Genomic DNA, 26,381 nt, shown 5'->3' with positions numbered 1-26,381 from the left:
CGTCGGCTTAATTTATCGCTATCGGTTGATTACACTAACAAACCAATCTTCTCGTACACTTTTTTCAGCGTCACTTCGGCGCGCGCCTGTGCACACTGGGCGCCCGCTTTCATCACTTGGTCTAAGTATGCACGATCGGCACGAATGGCGCGGTAACGCTCTTGCAGCGGTTCTAACATGCTCACAACCGCTTCACCTGCTGCACCTTTCAAATGGCCATACATCTTGCCTTCAAACTCGGCTTCTAGGCTTGCAATGCTTTGCCCCGTCACACCCGACATGAGACTCAGTAGGTTAGAAACGCCTGGTTTATTTTCCATGTCGAAACGCACGACAGGCGGCTCATCACTGTCTGTCATGGCTTTTTTCAGCTTCTTCAGCACAGATTTCGGATCTTCTAACAGGCCGATGACGTTGTTACGGTTCTCGTCTGACTTAGACATCTTCTTCAGCGGCTCCTGCAGCGACATGACTTTCGCGCCATGCTCAGGAATAAACGGCTCAGGAATAGTGAAAGTATCGCCGTAAGCATTATTGAAGCGAGTCGCGATATCACGCGTTAACTCAAGATGTTGCTTCTGATCTTGACCAACTGGGATTTCGTTCGCTTGATAAATCAAAATATCCGCCGCCATCAGCACAGGGTAACCAAACAGACCTACGTTGATGTTGTTAGCGTGCTTTTGTGACTTATCTTTAAACTGCGTCATGCGGCTCAACTCGCCCATTTGGGTGTAGCAGTTTAGTGCCCAACCCAATTGCGTATGTTGTGGCACCTGTGACTGGATAAACACTGTGCTCTTTTTAGGATCGACGCCACAGGCCAAATACAGGGCTAAGGTGTCTAAACAAGCTTCACGCAACGCTTTAGGATCTTGACGCACGGTAATGGCATGCAAGTCGACCACACAATAGAGGCAGTCGTGGCTATCTTGCATCGCAACCCATTGACGCAATGCACCCATGTAGTTACCTATGGTTAATTCGCCGGACGGCTGTGCACCGCTGAGTACTATGGGTTTGGTCATTACGTCATTGCTCCACTATCTATATTAAAAAGACTATAAAAAATCGACTAAAGAACGGGTAAACACCTATTACTTGAGAGGTTTTACCCAGTTCAAAATCTCACTAAATTGCTCACATACGGCATCTGGGCCACTGAGCCCAATATCTTCACCGTAGTTGTAGCCGTAGGTCAAGCCGATTGACGCTATCCCAGCCGCTTTCGCCGCTAAAATGTCGTTTTTAGAGTCGCCGACCATCAATAACGCCTCTTTATCCAATTGCCACTCATGCAATAAGTGCTGCAGCGGCAAAGGATCGGGCTTCATCTTAGCTAGGGTATCGCCACCTAACACTAAGCTGAAAAAGTCATTAATCCCAAAGGCATTGAGTAATGGCAAGGTAAAACGATAGGGTTTATTGGTGACAACGGCGAGCTTAAAACCTGCATCGAACAAGGTTTGCAGTACTTGATGCACGTCACTATACAGCGCACTGTGTTTTTCAAGATTCTCTTGATAGTGATGCATAAAAATCGGCATGGCCGCATCCAGCGGGGTTTGCTCAACATCCGCTCCCAAGGCATGGGTCATGGCGCGGCGCATTAACATTTCGGCACCGTTACCGACCCAAGTACGCACTTGCGCCTCAGAGCAGCTCTTCAAACCTAACTCGGCTAAGGCTTGCTGCGTGGCAACGGCTAGGTCCGGCACACTGTCGATCAGCGTGCCATCAAGATCAAACGCTATCGCTTTAATCTTATCCCACATGCCTATGCCCCAACTTTAGCAAGTTCGGCACGCATCCCATCAACAACAGCTTTGTAATCTGGCTTGCCGAAAATGGCAGAGCCCGCAACAAACATGTCGGCACCGGCGGCGGCGATTTCAGCAATATTGTCGACCTTAACGCCGCCATCCACTTCTAAGCGAATATCGAACCCACTGGCATCGATACGCGCACGCACTTGACGCAGTTTATCTAAGGTCGATGGGATAAAAGATTGACCGCCAAAACCAGGGTTGACCGACATCAACAGAATCACATCCAGCTTATCCATCACATGGTCGAGATAATGCAGTGGTGTGGCAGGATTAAACACGAGACCCGCTTTACAGCCACATTCTTTGATCAACTGAAGTGTGCGATCGACGTGCTCTGAGGCTTCTGGATGGAAAGTAATAATAGATGCGCCCGCTTTAGCAAAATCAGGCACGATACGGTCAACTGGCTTAACCATCAAATGCACATCAATATCGGCGGTAATACCGTAGTTACGCAGCGCTTGGCACACCATGGGGCCAATTGTTAAGTTAGGAACATAGTGATTATCCATCACATCAAAATGCACTACGTCGGTCCCCGCATCTAACACGGCTTTTACATCATCACCCAAACGGGCAAAATCGGCAGATAAAATCGATGGAGCAATCAAGAATGGACGCATAAAACACTCGCTGCTATTTGGATAAAAAGTGCCTTATTTTACCCTGAGCCAAGCTAAGCCTCTATAGCTAAAGCCACATTTCTGGCAATTGATACGCGATGCCCGTGTCAGCAAAGCAGCACATTCTGTAACTATCGCAGTCAATTGGGGCTTGGATTCGGTAAAATAAGCTAATATTTTCGAGCATTTTGGCGGCAATTGATAAATTTTTGTTCATAAACTAGGCGAGTTTGTTATACTCGAGGCGCAATGCTGGTTCATTTCAAAGGAAGCGTTATGAAGGGGCGGTTTAGTTTGTTTTCACACTATGTTAAGTCAGTGACATTTAAGTCATCTATGATGTTGGCATTCACTGCTGTTGTCGTGGCCACGTTAGCTTTTGGCGTTGAAAAACTTACGGAAAATACCGAAACAGCTTCATGCGCTTGTAGCAGTGACATCCGTTACAATAATGCTCTGCCTAGTAGTCATCCTAATAATCGCTGCGCCGATCAAGCACAAACCCTAAGCTGGAAAACGTGGCTCACAGGAAAAAACCGTTCGAGTCAGTTCCACTTTGTCGATCTGCTTGAGCTATTACACGGCCATCAAGATAAACCTATGGATGACCTCAAGCCCACTACATCGCATCTCGCCTATTAATGCTTAGCCGTATCTGGCAAGTATTCCACAGTACCGTCGCCGCCTTTTTCGGGGTACAGACTGACGAAAATCGTAAAAAAGACTTCCAAACGGGTTCACCGTTACCTTACATAGCTATGGGAATCGTATTGGCAATCGTTTTAGTGGCAAGTCTGATGTTTCTCGTAGGACAAGTGCTTAGCTAAACCTAAGCTATGTCGAACCTAATCTTCCTTTGGATCATAGTTTTCATCATATAACGCCATTAACTCATCCACCTTGTTCCGGCCACTGCCATTTTGGCTAATGTTACGTTGCACTTGGATTGTCGCTAAGTGAGCGCCGCGGTATAACTCGCGAGTCAATGGAATATCATGATTACTGATCAATACCGGAATGCCACGCTCCAGTGCTGTATGGCGGGAATGACGGGCCAGCAGTGCTTGATCGTCTAGACTAAAACCCGCACCAACATATGTCGTAAAACTGGATGTAGTCGACAATGGCGCATAAGGTGGATCGCAATAAACCACATCGCCGCTGCGCGTCTGTTCAAAGGCTTTTTCATAGCCTATGCATTTAAACTCGGCACGTTGCGCTTTTTCAGAAAAGGCCCAGATTTCCTTTTCGGGGAAATACGGCTTTTTATAGGAACCAAAAGGCACATTGAAACCGCCCTTACGGTTATAACGACATAAACCATTAAAACCATGACGGTTTAGATAGAGGAAATACACGGAACGCTGGAAAGGGTCACGGCATTTATTAAAGTCGGTCCGCACCTTATAGTAAGCATCTTTTTGATTCATCTCATCAACAAACAACGCCTTAGCTGCGGCAATGTAAGCTTCTGGTTGATGCTTCACAATCTGGTATAGCTCGATCAAATCCTGATTAATGTCACAGAGCAGATAGCTAGGATAATCCGTATTTAAGAAAACGGATCCAGCACCCACGAATGGCTCGACCAAACGGTCTCCAGTAGGTAAATAACTGGCCAATTCATCCACCAATTTAAATTTACCGCCAGCCCACTTAAGGAAGGCTCTGTGTTTTTTTATCATTTAACTTGATGAATGCCGACAAAAATAAAGGCCATGATTGTACTCTGTTTATTCTGAAATTTCACGATTTGGCAGACTTTCTTCTAGTTGATAATCTTTCAAATCGGCCCATTTGCGAACCCAAGGTTGATCGAGATGATACTCTTTAACCAATTGTGCGGCGGCATTCGAAGCTGACTTGCTATTGCTGTAGTTGCCAACAAGGACAACCCAGCGTTGCTTATGTCGTGCAACGCGAACACCCTCGACATGCTCGATACTCTTTAGTGTCGAACGCAGGGTATCCAATTGAGCAACACTGGCAATCTGTATTGTGTAACCCTTGAGCGGCTTTTGCGTATCAAAGAATACTTTAGTTATCGGCTTTTCAACCTTTGCAGTCGCAGCCGTTACAGGTTGAATCTCTGCGACTTTGGCTTGTGATTTGGTCTCTTCAGGCGGTTTATCCTCACCAAAAGACTTGCTACTCACCTCACCCACACTCACCAAAGCGGCATCGTCAGGCACAGGATGTGGCGCTTCACCGTGGAATTCACTTAAAGGATCAACGGCTTGTTCAGTTTTGGCTTCTGCCGTCTCGATTTCAATCACTTTCGCAGTCTCCGCAGCGAGCTTTAGTTGCTCAGCGCGCAGCATAAAATAGGGCGCTAAAACTTTTTGCCCGTAGGACAAGAAGGCGGGTGAATCTATCGCAGGATAAGTCGCAGCCTCTAAGGCTTGCTCCTCAGAAAAAGGCTGAGTAACGCCAAACCAAATGCCTAAGGCGAGTAACATACTCACAGCAGTCACCATCACAGCTTTATATTTCATCCAAGAAGATGTCTTCTCAGGCGCGCTATGCAAGGCTTTATCTAATAGATTAACCACTTCCTGCGGCGTACCGGTTTGTTTCTCAAGCTGACTGCGCACAATTTCCCTTGGGGTAAAAGGATTTTGATCGCTGTATCTCAGTAGCGTTTGATACAAGGCCTCACGCTCAGGCATGGTTAACGGCTCAATACTGATAGGCAATATCTGCCGCCGTAACTGCTCCGGTAATTGTGGAAGTAGATCTGCTAAAAATGCCGGTGGAACCGTGAGTGTGACGGCAATATTCTTACCCGCACACTGAATTTGATTGAGAATAATGCACTCAGCCCACAAAGCCTTAGGCAATAAATGCGCATCATCGATAATGATATGTAAGGGTTTAGTTTGCGTGCTAGCAAGCCGCAACAGGGTATCGGCGAGGGGAATATCGTCGTCAAAAATCGGGGATGAAATTAACTGAACCAAAATTTTACGGCGGATTTCAGCGTTATCGGCATGCATAGGACAAATCACAAATGCTGCATTTGACTCGTCAAAATCGGTCGCCAATCCGGTCACTAAGGTGGTTTTTCCTGAACCGCTGACACCAGAAAGCACCAGCAGCTGATCGCTATAACTGGCAACATGATGCATTCTTTGTATGAGGGCTTCCTGAGAAGGAAGCAAGACAGAACCTTGAAACGTCACTCGCCCACCACACAGTGTTTATGCGCAGCGAATAACCTGTTCAAGGGTAGATTCAGTGACTTGACTAAACACATCCGCGCGGCCTATTGCCGTTGGGAGCACCAGTCGAATCTGACCGCCTAAAACTTTTTTATCGCGTCGCATATGTTGAATGAAACTGTCGAAATCCATAGATTCCGGCGCACTCACTGGAAGATCAAAAGCTTGTAGTAACTGTATGATACGACAAACTATTGACTCATCGATAAGCCCCAGTGCCTTAGCTGTTTGAGCAGCAAGGACTGTGCCAGCTGACACGGCTTCACCATGCAACCAATTACCGTAGCCCATTTCGGCTTCAATCGCATGACCAAAGGTATGACCTAGATTCAATAAAGCACGTACACCCTGCTCAGTTTCGTCTTGGCTAACCACATCGGCCTTAATCTCACAGCAACGGGAGATAGCATAAACCAATGCTTGGGCATCTAAGGTTTTTAGTGCCGTTACATTATCTTCAAGCCATTGAAAAAAATCAGCATCCCACATGATGCCATACTTGATGACTTCCGCCATTCCCGCCGCAAACTCGCGCGCTGGAAGCGTATGTAAACATAAAGTATCGATAAGCACGATTTGTGGCTGATAAAAGGCCCCAATCATGTTTTTACCAAGAGGATGGTTAACAGCCGTTTTACCGCCGACGGAAGAATCCACCTGCGACAATAGGGTTGTCGGAATTTGAATAAAATCGACCCCACGTTGATAACATGCCGCGGCAAAACCCGTCATATCACCAATTACGCCGCCACCCAAAGCCACCAGCACAGAATCTCGACCATAGTTTTGCTGCAGCAATGCAGTAAAAATAGTATCTAGATGTGCTAAATCTTTGAATTGCTCGCCATCGGGGAGGATAACACTCTCTACCTCACCAAACGAAGCCATCGTCTCTTGTATCTTTTTAAGATACAAAGGCGCGACAGTTTCATTGGTGACGATAAGAATACGTTTTTTAAGCAGGTAGCGAGACAAGGTCTCGCCATCACTCATCAAATTCTGGCCAATGTAAATGGGATAACTACGTACACCTAAATCAACCTGAATTTGCTTCATAAATTCTGCCTAAAAACCTAATTGCTCAATGATCTGATTGGCGACAATCTTTGCGCTTTGATCATCGGTTTTGACAATCACATCGGCAATTTCTTCGTACAATGGATTACGGATCTCTGCAAGATTCTCCAACACTTCTCGAGGATCATCCACTTGCAATAATGGGCGTCGCTTGTCTCTTTGAGTACGAGCGACCTGTTTGTCGATAGTGGTTTCCAGATAAACCACAATGCCACGAGCAGACAGATGATTACGGATATCTTTGCTTTGTACTGAACCACCACCGGTGGCAAGGACGATACCTTGTTTTTCAGACAAATCAGCAATAACCTGAGCTTCACGACGACGGAAGCCTTCTTCACCTTCGACGTCAAACACCCAAGCAATATCAGCGCCTGTGCGTTGCTCAATCTCTTGATCTGAATCGTGGAATTCTAAATGCAGCATTTGCGCCAGATGGCGACCAATTGTGCTTTTACCTGCGCCCATAGGGCCTACCAGAAAAATATTACGTTTTTCAGCCATTTCTTGTACGTCTGAATCTTATTGAAAAGTATGCCTATATCGACTCAACATCAAGCCGACCTATATGTTACCTTGCTCTTATGAGACTTGACCGAGGATTATCTCAGCTTAGGGTCTACTATGGCAAGCCATGTGCGCTATTTATGCAAAGAATTGTATAACAGTAATAATAAAGCCAGCAATCACTGCTGGCTTTAGTCGATACATAGCAAGTGCTTAGATCTTCTCACCGACTATTTTGGGGGTGACGAAAATAAGTAGCTCTTGACGCTCATTTTTGTCTGTTGTGTTCCTAAACAGGAAACCGACCAGAGGAATGTCACCTAGAATTGGCACTTTACTCACACGGCTAATCAGATTTTGTTGATAAATGCCACCAAGCACTATGGTTTCGCCGTTATTAACGAGCACTTGGGTGCCGATACGTTGAGTATCGATTGCAACTGCGGGACCCGTTGGAGTATCAACGGTTTTACCCTGAGAATCTTGAGTGATTTCTAAATCTAAAATGACTCGGTTATCTGGCGTAATTTGTGGTGTAACCCGTAGAGACAACACCGCCTTCTTAAACGTGACTGACGTTGCACCACTCGAAGTCGACTGCACATAAGGGATCTCGACACCTTGCTCAATATAAGCCGCCTTTTGGTTAGAGGTGGTGATACGAGGGCTAGCGATGATCTCACCTTTGTTTTCTTGCTCTAACGCACTTAATTCCAAATCAAGAATGGTACCGTCCGCCAATTTAGCGACATGGAAGGCAATACTCGCTGGATTAGTGGCTGCCGCGGGTAAGTTAACGTTCAAACGCTGATCGGGAGTAGGAATAATCCCATTGGCAATACTCTGTGCACCTTCTAATGTGCCTGAGGTTCCCTTACTACCCTGCTGATCTGTAACGCCCCAACGAATACCTAAGTCTTCGGAGACATCATCTTTCACTGTCACCATACGTGACTCGATCAACACTTGGCGGATGGGGATATCGAGCACTTCGACTAAACGGTGAATGTTCTCAATCGTTTCAGCCGTATCTTTCACTAACACTGTGTTAGTACGTTCATCGACCGCGACTGAACCGCGTGGTGAAAGTAAGCTTGAATCCGTACTTTTTAATAACTCTGCAATATCGACCGCTTTCGCGTAGTTAATTTGTAAATACTCGGAATAGAGCGGTGCTAACTCTTTAACCTCTTGTTTGTTTTTGAGGTTTTGGCTTTCACGAATTGCCAGTTCTTCGCTCGGCGCCACCATTAAGATATTACCTTCGATACGCTTATCTAATCCTTTGGTTTGAAGAATTAGTTCTAAAGCTTGATCCCAAGGCACATCATCCAATCTTAAAGTGATATTGCCTTCCACAGTATCACTGGTGACTAAGTTAAAATTGTTATAGTCGGCAATGATTTGCAGCACAGTCCGTACAGGGATATTTTGAAAGTTAAGCGACAAGGTACGGCCATTGTATTTTTTAACATCTTTCTTGGCGGCGACTCTCTCGACTTTATTCATTGAAAGTCTAAAGAGATTATCTTCTTGCTTGTAAGTGAAATCATATTCACCCGCAATATCAACGACAATACGCGCTGTTAAATCTTCTTTAAATGTCTCGAAGCTTTTTACTGGTGTGGAGAAGTCTTTCACATCCATAACATACAGAAGATCGTTATTAATATCTGTGTTATACAACTTCACTTCAAGCTTAGCGCCCACTTGCTCGACATTAGCCGCAACAGAGCGATTATTTAGATAGACCAATAACTCACCGCCACCATTATCATTACGACGGAAATCGATATTTTTAATGCTATTAACGAAGGGGTTTTCAGCTTGGGCTTGAGTCCCTGACACTTCATCGTTAATCGTAAGCCGGTATGAATTGCCCATTACTGAACCTTGGTAAGGTTTCACTTTGGACATACCTAAGATGACTTTTAGTTGGGTATCTTGCTGCTCAGTGGTGATATCTGCAACCCCAACCTGATTAATAGGTAAACGATCCTTAGATAAACCCGAGATACTATTATCGAAGGTCAGCACTAGCTCGGCGGGCGAAGCATTTGAATCTATTGCAGGCGGAGCGACCGCATCTTCAAAGACCAATTCTAGCTCCAATTGATGATCAACCAGAGCATGGTATTTAACATCCATTAATCGATTTGCCGCAAAACTCGATGGCAAAATTCCAAATACCAGTGCGATCCCTATAACAGACTTGATTAAGCCTGAAGAAATTAACGGGACTTTTATCGCGGCAGAAGATTTCATTATTCCCTCATCCTTCGCTCGTTATTCTCCAGAAAGTTCTAAATTGCTTGTCCTTTCGGACCAACAACCAGAACCATCTGGAATTAATTCTACTACTTCGACATTTTGTGAAGTAACTTTAGAAATGCGTCCATTAAACAGACCTAAATACTCACCAACGCCCATCCGATACACACTGCCATCGTTTGTTTCGACTAGTGCCCAAGTCGTATCGGCTTCACTTAAGGTGCCGCGCATTTTTAAATTATCTAAAGGATAAGTTTCTAACCGCCCTTTTCGACGCTTTAAATCTGGTTGTAAACAATCTTTGCTGGTATCAACAACCTCTTCAGTTAGTTCACGTGAAGGAGGTACAAATGGGCTACGCATTAACTCTGCCTGGTAGGCAAAGTGCTCAAACTTTGGCGGTTCTTTTAAAGGTGGAATATGAGCAACGTGTTGCGCTTTAGTTGTAGTAACAAATAGCTCTAAATCACTGCGATCGCCAACACAACCCATTAAAAAAAGACTCAACGCCAATAGAGGTAAGAATTTCATTATTTCTTCCCCTTCTTAGCAGGCTTTTCAGGCGGTAATTCAGCCCCTTCTTTAAAGCGATAGGTCTTAGCTAAAATATCCATGGCCAAGTTACCAGCATCGTCGCGCTTAATCGTAAAATCATGCAGACTGACAATACGCGGCAGTTTTGCTACGCCACTTACCATATTACCTAGCTGATGATAATCACCTGTAACAGACATTTTAATAGGGAATTCAATATAAAAATCCCGCTGAATTTCCGGCTCCCAATCTAAACTCTTAATTCGAAGTCCTGCATCGGTGGCGACAAAGGTTAAATCATCTAGCAAGCCTGGCATTTCATTTTCTGAGGGGAGCATCTTCAGTAACTCGGCAAATTGCACTTCCATCGTTGCTAACTGCTCACGATAAAGTTTTAAATTTGCTGCGAGTTGATACTTATTCTTAAAATCATCTCTGAGTTGAAATTCCCTATCTTGCTCTGCGGTATAAGAGTCAATCGAATCTGAAACGACTAAGAAATAACCCGCTGCAAAAACACACAGTGCCAACAGGATCGCGAAAAAACTTTTAACTTGTTTAGGCCAACCACCAATATTTTCAAAGTCGATATCATTAAATTGACTTAGATCGAGTTTCATTTACTCGCTCCTTTTGTCATTTTCTCAGGCTCGCCCACATTCGCGCCTTTAATCGTGACTCTTAAACTGAATCGCTGTAATTGCCGTAATTCTTCATTTTGAGTCACAATCGACTGCATATTGGGATCGGTTAGCCACTCCGAGGTCTTAACCTTACGCATCATATTGGCAACGTTATTATTTGATTCACTGCGTCCTTCAATCAGTAACAAGCTGCCCTTTTTCTCTAAGCTAGAAAGGTAGATTCCTGGGGGCACAATTCGCACTAACTCATCTAGCACATGGGTCGGTAAATTACGGGATTGTTGTAAATTCAAAATAATTTCGGTGCGGCGTTCAATATCCTTCTTACGCTCGGTAATCTTCTTAATCTCAGAAATTTGTGTTTCTAGCAGGCTAATTTCCGATTGCAAATAGGCATTACGCGCTTTTTGCTCATCAGTCATCACGTCCAAAAGAGATACAGCCACATAAACCAAGATTGCCGACGCTAAAAATACCGCAGCTAGAATACCAATATAATCGCGCTTTTGTTTTTCTCTCGCCTCTTCTCGCCAAGGGAGTAGGTTTATGTTCGCCATTGACCGTAACTCCTCAATGCTAAGCCACATGCAACCATATATTTACTGATTGTAGGTTGCAGTACAGTTTTAACCGACTCATCAGCATGCAGGCACCCTTGAAAAGGATCGGCAATAATAGTGTGGACCCCCAATTCATTCGTCAGTAAATTGGCCATACCTTCTAATTTAGAGGTCCCACCACATAATACGAGGTAGTCAACTTTATCTTTTCCACTCGAAGTACAATAGATTTGCAGCGTACGTTTTATTTGTTGTAATAGCTGAGTTTGGAAAGGTGATAGGACTTCAAACATATAATTTCGTGGTAGGTCGCCTTCAATTTTTGCTTTTTCGGCTTGATCATAAGACATGCCATAAAAGGATAATATTGACTGAGTAAATTGCTCACCTCCGAAGGCTTGTTCACGAATAAAAGTCGTCTCTCCCGCTTCAACTACAGAAAAAGTCGTCATATTGGCGCCAATATCGACCATAGCAACGGCCTTATGTTTCGCTCCTTCGGGTAGCTGCGCCAGAATTAATTCAGCTGCACGACCTAAAGCATAACCTTCTACATCAACCACTTTAGCCTCAAGTTCTACACTATCGAGCGCATCGACTCTGACATCAATATTGTCGGTGCGGCATGCGCTCAACAACACATCCACTTTGGTAGGATCTGTACTGTTTACACTGAGGGTTTCAAAATCTATGCTGACTTCATCGAGTGAATACGGAATAAGGTTATCGGCTTCGATTTCGATCTGTGCTTCCATTTCCTCCTCGCTCAGCGAGGCGTCCATGTAAATGACTTTAGTCATGACTGCAGAGCCTGAAACACAAACCGCAGCATATTTAACCGATTTAGGTAAATTACGTTTTATTTGCCTAAGGCATTCGACAACGGCATCAGCATCACGAATATCATGATCGTTAACGGCCCCTTTTTTAATAGGTACCGCCGCATGACTCACTATCTTGTATCCATCAGCAGTCTTACTCAACAAAATGGCCTTAACTTCATGGGAACCGATATCGATTCCGACCATCTGCGGAGCCTGACGCTTCCATAAATTTGAAAGCATATCCATTGTCACTTTTTTATTTATATTTCAGTAAAAGAGATTAGCACAAAATCAACTTGTTATACTTACTTGTATCGAATGTTTCGTCATTTTACAAATGCTATTTTAGGCTTCTCACGTTTTTACTTCACCAAGAGGTGTACGCCTTATATACTGTCGCACTTAACGGAACATTAGGATAAATTTTGGTGAAGTGGTTAAAACGTATTGTTATAGCACTATTCAGTCTAGCCCTTTTGGGAGTAGGCGCCATTGTGGCAGCATACTTTTATGTTTTGCCGGATTTGCCGGATGTTTCAACACTAAAAAATGTGCAACTTCAAACACCTTTACGCATTTACAGCAGTGACGGCAAACTTATTTCACAATTTGGTGAGAAACGTCGCATTCCATTGAAGCTAGACGAAGTACCAAAACCCTTGCTTCAGGCATTTATTGCAACTGAAGATGCGCGTTTTTACGAACATGGTGGTATTGATCCTGTTGGCGTACTTCGCGCAGCATTAGTCATGCTAACCACAGGAGAGAAGAAGCAAGGTGCGAGTACCATTACCATGCAGGTCGCACGTAACTTCTTCTTAACCCGCGACAAAACGATTATTCGTAAAGTGAAGGAGATCTTTATCTCCTATCACATTGAAGAATTACTTACCAAAGATGAGATCTTAGAACTCTATGTAAACCGCATTTACTTAGGCCAACGCGCCTATGGTGTTGGTGCCGCTGCACAAGTTTATTTCGGTAAAGATGTTAAAGACCTTACACTCTCAGAAATGAGTATGATCGCAGGCTTACCCAAAGCGCCTTCGACACTCAACCCTGTGACCTCACCTTCTCGTGCCGTCGCTCGCCGTAATGTCGTCCTCATGCGGATGAATGAAGTGGGTTACATCAGCCAAGCTGAGTACCAAGCCGCACTACAAGAACCGTTAATCGCTAAATACCACGGCGCCGAAATTGATCTCTATGCCCCGTATATTTCTGAAATGGCACGGGATTATATGGTACAAAAGTACGGCGAAGAAGAAGCCTATACCAATGGCTACAACGTCTACACGACCATTTCATCGGATATACAACTGAAAGCTCAGCAAGCATTACGTAATAATGTTTATGCCTATGATGAGCGTCATGGCTACCGTGGTCCTGCCGCCGTACTGTGGACAGACGAAAAACCAGATCAAGCCCAAATCAAAGCTGAACTCGCCAAGGTGGCTTCGATTCAAGAACTGCAACCCGCAGCCGTCATCAGCGTTGCAGATCAACAAGCCAGCGTCATGACCGCCAAGGGCGAGACTAAAGTCATCACTTGGGATGGTTTGAAGTGGGCGCGTAAATTTATTACTGATAAACGTCAAGGCAGTGTACCTAAGTCAGCTTCTGACATGCTCAAGGTTGGTGAGCGTATTTGGATCCGTGATAACGGCCAATATTTGCAGTTATCGCAAGTACCAGAAGTTGCCAGCGCGACTGTGTCACTCGACCCACAAAATGGTGCGATTCGTTCTTTAGTCGGCGGATATAGCTTTAGCCAAAGCCAGTACAACCGTGTCACTCAAGCAAAACGCCAATTAGGTTCGAATATCAAACCTTTCATCTATGCTGGCGCATTAGAGAAAGGCTTTACCTTAGCGACCCTCATCAACAATGCACCGATCAATAAACCCGATATCAGCCAAGGCACCGCATGGCGCCCTAAAAACTCGCCTGATATCTATGGCGGCCCAACCCGCTTACGTGTGGGCTTAGCGCAATCAATCAACGTGATGTCTGTGCGTGCAATGCGCCATGTTGGACTCGATGCGACCATTGCAGAATTGATTAAATTTGGTTTCGACCCTAATGACTTACCGCGTAACGAGTCGATTGCATTAGGTTCGTCTTCAGTAACGCCATTACAAGTGGTCACGGCATTTAACGTGTTTGCTAACGGTGGTTTCTTACTCGAACCTTTCTACATCGATCGCGTCGAAGATGCCTACGGTAATGTGATTGAGAAAGCGAATCCAACATTGGCCTGTAAGCCTAGCCAAAGTCTTAGCCAACCAGTTACACCGAGCGATCCTATGGCGTTCAGTGTTAGTGGAGACTCTAGTGCTGAACCGAGTGCACCTGTTGCCCAGTGTTTCGAGCAAACGGGTCGCTTTGCACCACAGATCATTTCAGAGCAAACGGCATTCCTCATCACCGAAGCGTTAAAGAGCGTGATCTGGGGTGGCGGTGATTGGAGTCACGGTACTGGCTGGCAAGGTACGGCTTGGCGTGCTGCAAGATTAATTAAACGCCATGATATTGCAGGTAAAACAGGGACAACCAACGAATCTCGCGATACGTGGTTCAGTGGATTTAGCCCTGTGCTCACCAGTACGTTCTGGGTCGGCTTCGACGATCACGGTCGACAACTGGGCAGAACTGCATGGAATGCCAGCGCAGAGAAAGATCAGATAACCGGCGCCGAGGCCGGCGCGAAAACGGCAGGTCCGGGTTGGAACGAGTTTATGAACAGTGTCTTACAAGGCACACCTGAAACCACATCGATTCCACCAGAAGGCATTGTCTCGGTACGGATCGATTTAGCAACGGGTAAACTCACGCGTAAAACCGACTATACCAGTGCGTTCGAATACTTCATCTCGGGCACTGAGCCGAAGGAATACATCAGCGAAACTCAGGATGAGAACAACATCTTCATCGATGCGCCAACTGACGATCTATTCCAATAAACGACTCATAGAAAGTCATTGCCCATACGGATAATGACCCAATAAAAAACGCGACTTAAAGTCGCGTTTTTTATTGGCTTGTTGATTTGAATAACTTGCCTTAGCGGGCTTTCTTAGCCGCGATCGCCTGCTGAATTTGCGGCAGAGCAGTCCCACCAAGCACATCGCGTTTCGCTAAACAGGCTTCAATGGTGAGGTTGGGATAAACGTCATCCTCAATGATGGCGGCAAAGGTTTTTAATTCGGCCAAGGAGAATTCCTCCAGCGGAATTTGCTTCGCTATAGCGGCAACAACTACTTCACCCACAACGTGGTGCGCCTCACGGAAAGGCATACCCTTAGAAACTAGATAATCAGCTAACTCAGTAGAGTTGGCATAACCTTGCTGTGCAGCTAACAGCGCATTAGGACGATTAACTTTCAGACCCGATAACACTAACGCCGCCATATCGAGGCAAATTGCCCAGCTATCAACTACGTCAAACAGGCCTTCTTTATCTTCCTGCATATCTTTGTTGTATGCCAAAGGCAGCGCTTTCATGGTGGTGAGAATGCCCACTAAACTGCCATAAACCCGGCCCGTTTTACCACGGATAAGCTCTAATGCATCAGGATTTTTTTTCTGTGGCATCAGAGATGAACCCGAGGTCACTTCATCACTCAGAGAGATAAAGTTGGCTTCGCCCGAGTTAAAGAAAATCAAATCTTCGGCCATACGGCTTAAATGCATCATGCTGATCGATGCTGTAGAACAAAGCTCTACTACGTGATCTCTGTCTGACACACTGTCTAAACTATTGAGTGTCGGCGAGGCAAAATTCAGCGCGGCAGCCAGTGCATGTCGATCCATTTTATAGGCTGTGCCAGCAAGGGCACCCGAACCTAATGGACAGGTGTTAGCGCGGGTTAACGCATCGGCTAAACGGCTGATATCCCGCTCAGTCATTTCCACATAAGCTAAACACCAGTGACCAAATGTCACAGGTTGTGCACGTTGTAAGTGAGTGTAACCAGGCATTACCGCATCAAACTCACGTTCAGCCAACGCCAGCAATTCAGCATGTAAACTTTGAAGGCGCGCCAGTAATATAGCCCCTTCGGATTGACACCAAAGCTTTAAATCGGTGGCGACTTGATCGTTACGGCTCCGACCGGTGTGCAATTTCTTACCGAGATCGCCCACTTTGGCAATCAAGGCCGACTCAACGAAACTGTGAATATCTTCAGCGCCCGACGCAAGAATAATCGCTGGATCGCCATTCACTTCCACCAGCAAATCATTGAGTGCTTTTTTCAAGTCGCTGCATTCAGTGGCCGTGATAATACCCACGCTAGCAATCGCATCAGCCCAAGCGATAGAGCCGACCACATCCTGTTCGAACAGGCGATAATCCACGGGTAGAGAATCGTTGAATAATTTGAATAGCGCGCTCGTTTCGCCCTGAAATCTTCCACCCCATAAAGCCATGCTAACTCCCCTTACTCACTGCTGATTTGAAATCGACTCATCTGAATCAAAAAACTTGATCAAAACCTAGAAACAAAAAAGGGCGCTAGGCGCCCTTTTAAACGACCTATTACTTAGACTTAACGTCATTAGCGTTGAGTGCGCGGATGCGGCTCGCTAATGAGTACAGGCGGATAAAGCCTTCTGCATGTTTTTGATCGTACACTTGATCTTCACCAAAGGTGGCAAACGCTTCAGAGTACAAGCTATTAGGTGAACGTTTCTTCACTGCCGTTGCTTGGCCTTTGTAGAGTTTAACCACGACTTCACCGTTAACTGACTCAGCCAATGACTCAGATGCTGCCAGCAGTGACTTACAAAGTGGCGTGAACCAACGACCGTCATACACTAAATGCGCCATTTGTGCGGCAACTTGCTCACGCCAGTTACGGCTGGTTTTGTCGAGTACAAGTTCTTCAATCGCACGCAGCGCAGCGAACATCACAGTGCCGCCGGGTGTTTCGTAACAGCCACGAGACTTCATGCCGACTAAACGGTTTTCTGTGATGTCGATACGACCCACACCGTGTGGCGCAGCAATCGCGTTTAATGTCATCAGCGCAGCATAAGGCGTTAGGGCTTCACCATTCACTTTAGTGATACGGCCATGTTCTACTTCTAGCGACACATATTCAGGCTTGTTCGGTGCATCTTCAGGATCGGCTGTCAGAGTCCACACGCCTTTGCTTGGCTCGTTCCATGGATCTTCTAACTCACCACCTTCATGGGAAATATGGAAAGCATTGGCATCACGGCTATAGATTTTAGTCGCTGACGCTGACGTCTTAATGTCACGTTCGGCTAAATAGGCCAGTAGATCTTCACGGCTCTGCATGGTCCATTCACGCCATGGTGCAATCACTTTTAAATCAGGCGCTAATGCAGCGAAACAACCTTCGAAACGTACTTGATCGTTCCCTTTACCGGTACAACCGTGGCATAAAGCATCGGCGCCCACTTTACGGGCCACTTCAACCTGCGCTTTGGCAATGATAGGACGCGCCATTGACGTACCGAGTAAATAAGTGCCTTCGTAAATCGCACCGCTCGCAATCGTTGGGTAGATATATTCTTTAACGAATTCTTCTTTCAGGTCGACGATATGACACTCAGACGCACCCGAAGCTAAGGCTTTTTCAGTCAAGCCAACCAGCTCTTCTTCGCCTTGGCCAACGTCGGCGCAGAATGCGATGATTTCGCAGTTATCGTAGTTTTCTTTTAACCAAGGAATAATGGCCGAGGTATCTAGACCACCTGAATAGGCTAAAACCACTTTTTTCACGCCAGTATTTTTTATCTCGTTAGACATCTTAAATTCCTATGACTCGTTTCTCACCTAGGAGAAAACAGGCTGCTAAACAGGGTTAATTTAACTAAATAAGGTTACCAGTACCGCATTTTGGGCATGCATCCGATTTTCGGCTTGTTGCAGAATTAAGGAGCCTGCACCGTCCATCACTTCATCTGTTACTTCTACACCACGGTGGGCGGGCAAACAATGCATAAAGAAGTTAGCGCCCGCTTTCGCCATCAAGGCTTTGTTTACTTGGTATGGTGCAAACTTCGCTTTGATATCCGCCAGCGGTGTTGGATCGCCCATTGAAATCCAAGTATCGGTATAAATAGCGTCGTGACCTTCAATCGCATCGATATCTGAAGTCAGTACCAGCTTACCGCCATATCGCTTAGCAAGCTCTTGCACTTCTGCCACTACGTAGCCATCAGGAAAGTGACCCGCTGGGCAGATCACTGTCATGGTAGCACCGAGAATAGCCGCACAGTACATCAGCGAGTTAGTGACATTATTACCATCACCAACATAAGCTAATTTGGCTTTGCTGACATCCTTAAACTGCTCGGCCAGTGTTAAAAAGTCGGCTAATGCTTGGCAAGGATGATAAAGATCCGACAAGGCATTAATCACGGGCACTGTGCCACACTCGGCTAATTGTTCTATGGTGTCGTGCGAATAGGTTCTCGCCACAATCGCATCGGCCCAGCAAGACAGGTTAGCAGCAAAGTCAGCAACCGATTCCCGTTGACCTAGCGCACCATTTTGTTGGTCTAGGTATAAACAGTGGCCACCAAGCTTATTAATACCAATATCAAAGCTAACGCGTGTTCTGAGCGAGGGCTTTTCAAATAACATCACCACACTCTTGCCATCCAGCGCGTGGCGATACTCAGCCGGATTGGCTTTGATCGTTTTTGCCAAGGCAATCAGATCGAGTAACTGCTGCTGGGTTAACTCTTTTATCGATAGTAAATGCTTCATAACCTACTCCACTTATGGTTGGATTTGTGTTCCTACGGCTTCACCTTTTGCTAATGCGATTAATTGGCTTGCATCACGCCACGAGGCAACTTGAACCGCCTGCCCCATCCACTGTGCAACTTCGAGCGCAGCTTCAACTTTGACCTTCATTCCCTTTTCGATCACACCTTGTTTAACAAGGTCTGCTATCTGCTTGCCATTTAAACTGTGAATGAGCTGGCCTTTACCATCGAGCACACCAGACACATCCGACAGCAGCACTAACTTGCCGCCCACTAATTTGGCTAAGGCCGTCGCCGCTTGGTCAGCATTGACGTTAAGCATTTGGCCATCGTCCATCATGGCGATGGAGCTACAAATCGGCATCCAACCTTGGGCGAGGATAAACTTAAGATAAGTGCCATCGTTTGGAGTGACTTCGCCCACTAAGCCTAAACGTTCATCTTTAATCTTTGCCGATACAGTATTGCCATCGGCGAGGCTCATGCCCACACTCACAATCCCAGCTTTAGTCGCTGCGCCTTGGAGGATCTTGTTCGAAGTACCCGCAAGTGCGCCGGCAATAATCGGCATTTGCTCAGGCGGAGTCACACGTAAACCTTCTAACTTGACGGTTTCCATGCCGTTTGCCGCTAACTGTTCATCCACCAAACAGCCACCGCCATGCACCATCAACACTTGCTGACCATTGGCTAACATAGCCGCAGCCGTATCCATTAACCGCGCCATCCCCATTTCACACTGCAGCAGCGCGCCACCAACTTTAAGAACTAATACTGAGTTGTTTGTAGACATCTTGACGACTCTCTTAAATAAGGATGAACAATTAAAGGTTAAAATGAATCTTTATGCATTGCAGCGCTTGGCTGGCAGCACCTTTCATCAAATTATCGATTGCACTGGCTACCACTAAGTAACCGCTATTCTCATCAAACTTCCAACCTAAGTGGCAGTTAGGTGTCAGCACCACATCGTCCACTTTAGGGAACTGATTATGCTTCACTGTGACCAATGGCGCCTGGTCATATACGCTATAGGCCGCTGCCACATCGGCAGTCGTAGTGCCTGGTTTTAGCTGCACGGTAATAGTCGCTAAAATGCCACGCTTAAAGTTGCCAAGATGCGGGGTAAATATCACTTCTTGACCAAGCTGAGTGGCGATTTCGGGTTGATGTCTGTGGCCTAATACGCCGTAAGGTGTCAGGCTCACTTCACAAAAACTGGTGTGTAACTGCGCCTTACGGCCCGCACCCGTTACGCCGCTCACAGCATTGATCACCGGATAAGCCGATGTCAGTAAACTCGCCAGCGGTTTTAACGCTGTCAACGATGCGGTCGGGTAACAACCTGGCACGGCAATCATCTTAGTCGCCGCGATTTCTTTAGCATTCCATTCGGCAAGGCCATATACGGCTTTGGCTAAAACTTCAGGATATTCATGCTCAAAGCCATACCACTTAGGATATTGCGCCACATCGCTGAAACGATAAGCACCACTTAAATCGAATACCGCTAACCCTTGGCTATAAAACCAAGCGGCTAAATGTAAGCTCACTGAATGCTCAGTCGCTAATACCACGGCATCGGCTTCGGCAACGATTTTTGCCTTAGCGTCATCGGACAATGGCGACAGCGTTAATGCGATATGGCTATAGCTAGGGTACAAATCCGCTAAAGGCTTACCTTTATCTAAACTGTTTTCAGAAACATACAAACCCTGAATCGTCAGTTCTGCTTCTGCATGGATTAAAGCGGTCAGTTGTGCGCCTGTGTAACCACTGGCACCAATAATGGCGATATTTTTCATGTGTTGTCTTATTAACCGAATCAAACAAACTTAAAGAATAGATGAATAGCGTACACGCATCCGCGCATATCTATGATGACAAGATTATCGTCGCAGGAAATCGTAATTGGTTGTTATTTTATTCACTGTCAGGTTAATGCTCTGAATCATGATATTTACTCTACAGGTCACAGAGGGTGACTCATCTCAACTGCAGGCTAGACTACCACAAAGATCTAATTATGCAATATATGTGAATATATATTTTTAATTTATTTTTATGTTTTTTACTAAAATGCCGATCTGGCCAGCCAGTCACTTATTCAGCTAACTCGTTAATAACTCAGTTATCCGTGGCAAATTCATGCAAAATCAGTCCTTTTTATTAACAGCTAAGATACATGCCTGCAAAGCCTAAAATGATGCACTTCATATTCACTTACGCTAATCATCACAAAATATTGCGTAGCTTCGCATTTATATTGAATATTCCTCAATGAACATTGCGATTAGTTGCATATTAGATAAGCCAGTCGTATAAGTTATAAGTTCTGCTGTTGACCATTGACCCAAGTGATAGGTATTGTGCTAACGGGCTAAATGTACGGCAGGATTTTCATGTTTTTCTATTCGGAGTAACTATGGTTGTAACCAAGGCAGACAATATGACCGATATGTATGCGTCATTAAGATCGAACGTGAGTATGTTAGGACAAATCCTCGGTGACACTATGCGCACCCACCTCGGGGACTCTTTTCTCGAGAAGGTTGAACAGATCCGTAAACTTGCTAAAGATTCACGCCGGGGCGATCAAGCCGCTAGAGAGCAAATGCTCGAGTTACTTACCGCCCTGCCAGACGAAGAATTAGTTCCGTTTGCAAAGGCATTTAACCAGTTCCTCAACTTAGCTAATTTATCTGAACAGTTTCATACCATTAGCCGCAATTGTGACGAACTCGTCTGCGTACCAGATCCCGTGGAACAGCTGCTAGGCCGCATGTTAAATGGCCGTGTAGACCAAACGAAAATGCTCGACTGCCTTAAGACACTGGATATCGATCTAGTGCTGACAGCGCATCCCACTGAAATTTCCCGTCGCACCCTGATCCAAAAGTATGCCGCCATTGTCGACTGCTTAACTGAGCAAGAAAACGATCAATTATCGGATAGAGAACGTCAGCAAATCAGTCTGCGCCTGCGCCAATTGATCGCACAAATTTGGCACACCAATGAAATCCGCCGTGAGCGCCCAACACCTGTTGATGAAGCCCGCTGGGGATTATCGACCATTGAAGAGTCACTTTGGCATGCGGTGCCGGACTTCTTAAGACAGCTTAACGACCAAGTGCAACAACGCACGGGTCAGCAATTACCGATTGATATCGCGCCAGTGCGTTTTTCAAGCTGGATGGGCGGCGATCGCGACGGCAACCCCTTTGTTACCGCGAAAGTCACCCAAGAGGTGCTCGATCGCAACCGCCATGCCGCCGCCAGATTATTCTTAAAAGACATAGTCCTACTGGTTGGCGAGCTGTCGATGGAAGAAGCCAATGATGAGTTAAAGGCTTACACCAACAACAGCTGCGAGCCATACCGCCATGTGCTGCGCTCACTTCGCCAAAGACTGCGCGATACCATAGATTATTTAAATGCGCGCATCGAAGGCCACAATCCTGAAGTCGATAAGTCGAGCCTGATTTGGCAAGAGAGCGATCTCAAAACGCCGTTAGAAATGCTCTATAAGAGTTTAACCGACTGCGGTATGCGCTTAATCGCCAACGGATTATTGCTCGATATTCTCCGTCGTCTCGCCTGTTTTGGCATTCACATGCTCAGACTCGATATTCGCCAAGATGCCAGCCGTCACAGCGATGTGCTCGCCGAATTAACTCGTTATCTCGGCATGGGGGATTTTAACCATTGGGATGAAACCGAGAAACAAGCCTTCCTATTACGCGAACTCAGTAACCGTCGGCCACTAATCCCAAGCAACTGGCAGCCGTCAGCCGATGTGGCCGAAGTTCTTAATACCTGTCGTTTAATTGCTAAACATCCAGCTAAAGCGCTTGGATCCTATGTGATTTCGATGGCAGGTAAACCATCGGATGTCTTAACGGTTTTACTGTTACTCAAAGAAACGGGCTGTTCGCATCCAATGCGCGTGGTACCACTGTTTGAAACCTTAAGCGACTTAAACAACGCCGCGGCCTGTATTACCGATTTGCTCGATATCGACTGGTATCGTGGCTATACCAAAGGCATGCAAGAGGTCATGATTGGCTACTCTGACTCAGCTAAAGATGCCGGTGTTATGGCGGCGGCTTGGGCTCAGTATCACGCTCAAGAGCAGTTAGTGGCTGTCTGTAAACAAGCGGGCGTCAAGCTCACACTATTCCATGGCCGTGGCGGCAGCATTGGTCGCGGCGGCGGTCCTGCACACAAAGCGATTCTATCCCAACCTCCGGGTTCGGTAGATGGCCGTATTCGTGTGACAGAACAGGGCGAAATGATCCGCTTCAAGTTTGGCTTGCCAAAACTCGCGGTTCAAAGCTTGGCCTTGTATACCTCTGCCGTATTGGAAGCAACCCTGCTACCACCGCCAGAGCCTAAACAAGAATGGCGCGATTGCATGCAACGTATCGCTGAAGAATCCGTGGGTGCTTACCGTGGCATAGTGCGTGATGAACCTGATTTTGTGGCTTATTTCCGCGCGGCAACGCCAGAGGTGGAATTAGGAAAACTGCCACTCGGCAGCCGCCCAGCCAAACGTCGTGTCGATGGTGGGATTGAAAGCCTACGGGCAATTCCGTGGATCTTTGCTTGGTCTCAAAACCGTTTGATGTTACCGGCATGGCTCGGCGCCGGCGAAGCACTTCAGGCCGCCAGTGAACGCGGTGAAATGGGCTTACTGCAAGACATGGAACGGGAATGGCCCTTCTTTAGCACACGCATTTCAATGCTAGAAATGGTCTACGCCAAAGCAGAACCTAATTTGGCCCGTTACTACGAAACCTGCTTAGTACCGAAAGACTTGCATCACTTAGGTGAAACCTTGCGCCAACGCTTAGATCTGGGCATTAAAGTCGTGCTTGAACTGACAAAATCAGATAGCTTAATGGCGCATACGCCGTGGAATCGCGAGTCAGTAAAACTGCGAAATCCGTATATCGACCCATTAAACTTCTTACAAACCGAGCTATTAGCGCGGACACGTAAGGAAACAACCGAAACTCCCGCGTCTGAACATGTGCAGCTAGCGCTAATGCTGACTATTGCAGGTGTGGCAGCGGGAATGAGAAACACTGGTTAATGAAAAAACTTTCCCGCACGATTTGCTTAGGGATCACTGTACTGCTTGGCGGCTGCGTCTCGCAGTACAGTATCAGCGAGCACGAAATGGAGCAGTACCTCAGTAAAGAGATCCATTTTGAGATAAAACAAGGCAATCAATTAGTTGGCGCAGAAGTGCGCATTAACGACATCAATGTCAGACTAGGTGCAAAACCTGACACTATGAGCGTAAGTGCCGCAACGCAAGTATCAATTAAGAATCCAATCTTTCCATTGAGTGCAAAACTCACTACGACTTTCGAAGCCAAGCCTTGGTATGACAGCGCAACGCACAGTGTCTATCTGCGCCAGCTCGAATTAGTCAAAGTGGAGTCAACACCAAAAGATATTGAAAAAGCCATCAGCAGTGCCACGCCGCAGGTAATGGGCTATCTAAGACAATTCTTAGAAAACCAGCCTGTATATGTGCTGGATACTAAGGACAGTAACCAAGCACTGATGGCAAAAATGACCGAAAGCATTCAAGTTGCCCCTGGCAAATTAGTGCTTAAGTTCACTAAATAACTGATTTTTCGGGATCACACTCCATAAAAAATGCTCCCTCGGGAGCATTTTTGTTAATACGTTTAAACAGCCGTAAACCAATAAATCTTCAAGCTTGTATAATCTTCAAGCTTGTATAAAAAGTTACTTACTGAATCGAGCAATCGACTGATAATCGACGATCACAGCTTCAGCTAAAAGCTCACGTCTTAGCATATCGTAAGCTACAGCAGCACTTAAACTGCGTACCAGATCCCGTGAACGTCTCGGTAGTTTAATCATCTGACTATAAACACCGCCGCGAGTTGCTAAAGCGATCGCCACAGTCCCAACAGGTTTCTCATCTGTGCCACCATCGGGTCCCGCAATACCACTGGTTGCCAGCGCATAATCACTGTCCAATATTTGCCTTGCCCCCTTTGCCATTTCTTCCACAGTCGCAATCGAGACTGCGCCATGATCATCTAAGGTAGAAGGATTGACGCCTAAAACGCGCACTTTAGATTCATTACTGTAAGTCACTAATCCGTGCTGCAAGTAAGATGAACTACCAGGGAAATCAACCAACTGACTGGTGATCATGCCGCCAGTGCAGGACTCGGCAACACTTAAGGTCAAGCCAGAGTTAAGTAACTTATAATGAATTTCTTCGGCAAGAGTGGCTTTATCTTCCGCAACAACCGCAGTACCCAGCACCATTTTGATGTGCCCAGCGACCCGAGGTAATACCGCAATCGCCTTCTCGCCACGGGCAAAAATCTTAATCTCAATATGCGGCATAGAAGAGCGGTAACCAATGGTAATGCCTTCTGGCAGCTCTAGCGGTTCTAACTTATCTGCCAACGCCGACTCGCCTTGGCCTATGGTCAATAGTTTCTTTAAGGCAACCTTAGCATCAAGGTTAAACTCATCGCGGATAAAAGGCACAAACTGCTCTGTAACCATGTGCTTCAGCTCAAAAGGCACACCCGGTGTAAAGAATAACCAAGCGCGGTTAAGCTTAACTCTAAAACCACAAGCGGTTCCCACTGGGTTATCAACCATCACAGCCGAGGCTGGCAGCATGGCTTGCTTCAGATTACTTAAGGGCATTTCACGGTTATTGCGGGTAAACCAGTCTTCTAAACGCTCACGCCACTGCGCATTCTCGACCAGAGGTTCGCCCTTCGCCTTCGCCATCGCTAAAGCAGACATATCATCACTCGTCGGCCCGAGGCCACCATTAACGAGAATAACATCAGCATGTAAGCTACGTTCTTGGAACACCGCAATCAGATCCTCGAGGCGATCGCCGACAGTCACTCGACGCTGGATCTCGACACCATGCTCCATCATAGTACTGGCAAACCAAGCGGCGTTGGTATCAACAATCTGCCCCGCCAGCACCTCTTCTCCAGTACAAATCATCTCTAACTTCATCTCAGATCCTTATATACCCCAACAAATTAAAACATAAGGTAAGTAACCGCTTAACTAATAGCAATAGCGAGGATCGATCTAGAACTCAGATCACTGTAGCGAAATCGGAGCATTGTCAGAATAACGGCTGAAATAAAATCCAAACGGCATGGATTATTAATGTCGTGGAGCGTGAAAGAGGGAGTTTTGGAAAAAAAATAGGAGAGAAATTTATAAATTGAAATCAAACTAGGCTGATTTCACAAATTTCAGATGCAAAAAAGCCAGCTTATTCAGCTGGCTTCGTTACATCTCAATGAGATAATTAGGCGCTTGGCGATGACCTACTCTCACATGGGGAGACCCCACACTACCATCGGCGCGTTTGCGTTTCACTTCTGAGTTCGGGATGGGATCAGGTGGTTCCACAAGGCTATTGTCACCAAGCAAATTCTGTTTATTACCGTGTCCATCGCTGAAACACGTTAATAATAATTCGGAAAGCTGATTTTCTTTGTTTGAGTTAG

Annotated in this window: 23 protein-coding genes and 1 rRNA gene; 5 read left to right on the top strand and 19 right to left on the bottom strand. The window is 46.0% G+C overall.

Translation table 11 applies throughout. The features are described 5' to 3' along the window. Positions 1 to 29: 29 nt before the first annotated feature. The 3 genes from trpS to rpe form a co-directional block, all read right to left on the bottom strand. Positions 30 to 1,028 (bottom strand): tryptophan--tRNA ligase, encoded by a 999-nt coding sequence (gene trpS, locus Q4Q54_RS12120; protein ID WP_311988552.1) that lies wholly within the window; start codon positions 1,026 to 1,028, stop codon positions 30 to 32. Positions 1,029 to 1,097: 69 nt separating this feature from the next. Further along, positions 1,098 to 1,775, bottom strand: a complete 678-nt coding sequence (locus tag Q4Q54_RS12115; protein WP_311988551.1) for a phosphoglycolate phosphatase — start codon at positions 1,773 to 1,775, stop codon at positions 1,098 to 1,100. A gap of 2 nt (positions 1,776 to 1,777) precedes the next feature. Further along, positions 1,778 to 2,452 (bottom strand): ribulose-phosphate 3-epimerase, encoded by a 675-nt coding sequence (gene rpe / locus Q4Q54_RS12110; RefSeq protein ID WP_311988550.1) that lies wholly within the window; start codon positions 2,450 to 2,452, stop codon positions 1,778 to 1,780. A 276-nt stretch (positions 2,453 to 2,728) separates the two neighbouring features. Here rpe and Q4Q54_RS12105 point away from each other — a divergent pair, with 276 nt between their 5' ends. Continuing rightward, positions 2,729 to 3,094, top strand: coding sequence for a hypothetical protein (locus tag Q4Q54_RS12105; protein ID WP_311906219.1), 366 nt, complete (start codon positions 2,729 to 2,731; stop codon positions 3,092 to 3,094). After that, complete coding sequence (locus Q4Q54_RS12100) at positions 3,094 to 3,279, top strand: DUF2970 domain-containing protein (RefSeq protein ID WP_220591367.1); 186 nt, start codon at positions 3,094 to 3,096, stop codon at positions 3,277 to 3,279. Before Q4Q54_RS12105 ends, Q4Q54_RS12100 begins: the two co-directional genes overlap by 1 nt. An 18-nt stretch (positions 3,280 to 3,297) precedes the next feature. Here Q4Q54_RS12100 and Q4Q54_RS12095 read toward each other — a convergent pair whose 3' ends face one another. The 9 genes from Q4Q54_RS12095 to Q4Q54_RS12055 form a co-directional block, all read right to left on the bottom strand. After that, positions 3,298 to 4,137, bottom strand: a complete 840-nt coding sequence (locus Q4Q54_RS12095; protein WP_220776799.1) for a Dam family site-specific DNA-(adenine-N6)-methyltransferase — start codon at positions 4,135 to 4,137, stop codon at positions 3,298 to 3,300. 48 nt (positions 4,138 to 4,185) lie between these two features. Beyond that, on the bottom strand, positions 4,186 to 5,634 hold the full coding sequence (locus Q4Q54_RS12090; RefSeq protein ID WP_311988549.1) for an AAA family ATPase: 1,449 nt from the start codon (positions 5,632 to 5,634) through the stop codon (positions 4,186 to 4,188). 18 nt (positions 5,635 to 5,652) lie between these two features. Beyond that, on the bottom strand, positions 5,653 to 6,729 hold the full coding sequence (gene aroB / locus Q4Q54_RS12085) for a 3-dehydroquinate synthase (protein WP_311988548.1): 1,077 nt from the start codon (positions 6,727 to 6,729) through the stop codon (positions 5,653 to 5,655). Between the two features lie 9 nt (positions 6,730 to 6,738). Beyond that, complete coding sequence (gene aroK, locus Q4Q54_RS12080) at positions 6,739 to 7,254, bottom strand: shikimate kinase AroK (RefSeq protein WP_006083542.1); 516 nt, start codon at positions 7,252 to 7,254, stop codon at positions 6,739 to 6,741. 216 nt (positions 7,255 to 7,470) lie between these two features. Further along, positions 7,471 to 9,522: a type IV pilus secretin PilQ family protein gene (locus Q4Q54_RS12075; protein WP_311988547.1), complete on the bottom strand. Its 2,052-nt coding sequence runs from the start codon at positions 9,520 to 9,522 to the stop codon at positions 7,471 to 7,473. 21 nt (positions 9,523 to 9,543) lie between these two features. After that, on the bottom strand, positions 9,544 to 10,059 hold the full coding sequence (locus Q4Q54_RS12070; protein ID WP_106649105.1) for a pilus assembly protein PilP: 516 nt from the start codon (positions 10,057 to 10,059) through the stop codon (positions 9,544 to 9,546). After that, entirely contained in the window at positions 10,059 to 10,682 is a 624-nt protein-coding gene (locus tag Q4Q54_RS12065; RefSeq protein ID WP_311988546.1) for a type 4a pilus biogenesis protein PilO, read from the bottom strand. The genes Q4Q54_RS12070 and Q4Q54_RS12065 overlap by 1 nt, the downstream gene beginning before the upstream one ends. Continuing rightward, positions 10,679 to 11,263 carry a PilN domain-containing protein gene (locus tag Q4Q54_RS12060; protein WP_106649103.1) on the bottom strand — a complete coding sequence of 195 codons (585 nt, stop codon included), beginning with the start codon at positions 11,261 to 11,263 and terminating at the stop codon, positions 10,679 to 10,681. Before Q4Q54_RS12060 ends, Q4Q54_RS12065 begins: the two co-directional genes overlap by 4 nt. Then, a complete protein-coding gene (locus tag Q4Q54_RS12055; protein WP_106651741.1) occupies positions 11,251 to 12,330 on the bottom strand; it encodes a pilus assembly protein PilM in 1,080 nt (359 codons plus the stop codon). Before Q4Q54_RS12055 ends, Q4Q54_RS12060 begins: the two co-directional genes overlap by 13 nt. A 188-nt stretch (positions 12,331 to 12,518) precedes the next feature. Between Q4Q54_RS12055 and Q4Q54_RS12050 the strand changes: the two genes are divergently transcribed. Beyond that, positions 12,519 to 15,053: a PBP1A family penicillin-binding protein gene (locus tag Q4Q54_RS12050; RefSeq protein WP_311988545.1), complete on the top strand. Its 2,535-nt coding sequence runs from the start codon at positions 12,519 to 12,521 to the stop codon at positions 15,051 to 15,053. Positions 15,054 to 15,153: 100 nt separating this feature from the next. On the opposite strand, the gene argH is transcribed toward Q4Q54_RS12050, so the two are convergent. The 5 genes from argH to argC form a co-directional block, all read right to left on the bottom strand. Further along, a complete protein-coding gene (gene argH, locus Q4Q54_RS12045) occupies positions 15,154 to 16,521 on the bottom strand; it encodes an argininosuccinate lyase (RefSeq protein WP_311988544.1) in 1,368 nt (455 codons plus the stop codon). A gap of 109 nt (positions 16,522 to 16,630) precedes the next feature. Beyond that, positions 16,631 to 17,869: an argininosuccinate synthase gene (locus tag Q4Q54_RS12040; RefSeq protein WP_311988543.1), complete on the bottom strand. Its 1,239-nt coding sequence runs from the start codon at positions 17,867 to 17,869 to the stop codon at positions 16,631 to 16,633. A gap of 60 nt (positions 17,870 to 17,929) precedes the next feature. Beyond that, positions 17,930 to 18,835, bottom strand: a complete 906-nt coding sequence (locus tag Q4Q54_RS12035; RefSeq protein ID WP_311988542.1) for an ornithine carbamoyltransferase — start codon at positions 18,833 to 18,835, stop codon at positions 17,930 to 17,932. A gap of 12 nt (positions 18,836 to 18,847) precedes the next feature. Next, entirely contained in the window at positions 18,848 to 19,630 is a 783-nt protein-coding gene (gene argB / locus Q4Q54_RS12030) for an acetylglutamate kinase (RefSeq protein WP_106649098.1), read from the bottom strand. A gap of 31 nt (positions 19,631 to 19,661) precedes the next feature. Further along, a complete protein-coding gene (gene argC, locus Q4Q54_RS12025; protein WP_107402874.1) occupies positions 19,662 to 20,642 on the bottom strand; it encodes an N-acetyl-gamma-glutamyl-phosphate reductase in 981 nt (326 codons plus the stop codon). Between the two features lie 620 nt (positions 20,643 to 21,262). Between argC and ppc the strand changes: the two genes are divergently transcribed. Both ppc and Q4Q54_RS12015 read left to right on the top strand, forming a co-directional pair. Next, positions 21,263 to 23,932 (top strand): phosphoenolpyruvate carboxylase, encoded by a 2,670-nt coding sequence (gene ppc / locus Q4Q54_RS12020; RefSeq protein WP_311891933.1) that lies wholly within the window; start codon positions 21,263 to 21,265, stop codon positions 23,930 to 23,932. Beyond that, the gene (locus Q4Q54_RS12015; RefSeq protein ID WP_261273266.1) at positions 23,932 to 24,477 is read left to right on the top strand and encodes a DUF1439 domain-containing protein; all 546 of its coding nucleotides are present in this window, start codon (positions 23,932 to 23,934) and stop codon (positions 24,475 to 24,477) included. The genes ppc and Q4Q54_RS12015 overlap by 1 nt, the downstream gene beginning before the upstream one ends. Positions 24,478 to 24,600: 123 nt before the next feature. Here Q4Q54_RS12015 and Q4Q54_RS12010 read toward each other — a convergent pair whose 3' ends face one another. Both Q4Q54_RS12010 and rrf read right to left on the bottom strand, forming a co-directional pair. Beyond that, the gene (locus tag Q4Q54_RS12010) at positions 24,601 to 25,875 is read right to left on the bottom strand and encodes a CinA family nicotinamide mononucleotide deamidase-related protein (RefSeq protein WP_311988541.1); all 1,275 of its coding nucleotides are present in this window, start codon (positions 25,873 to 25,875) and stop codon (positions 24,601 to 24,603) included. A 310-nt stretch (positions 25,876 to 26,185) separates the two neighbouring features. Continuing rightward, positions 26,186 to 26,301, bottom strand: a 5S ribosomal RNA gene (gene rrf / locus Q4Q54_RS12005). Between the last annotated feature and the right edge of the window lie 80 nt (positions 26,302 to 26,381).

This window comes from Shewanella sp. SP2S2-4 (assembly GCF_031932025.1).
Lineage (GTDB): Bacteria > Pseudomonadota > Gammaproteobacteria > Enterobacterales > Shewanellaceae > Shewanella > Shewanella baltica.
The sequence above is the reverse complement of the archived record's forward strand: the minus strand, read 5'-3'. Positions and strand labels throughout refer to the sequence as shown.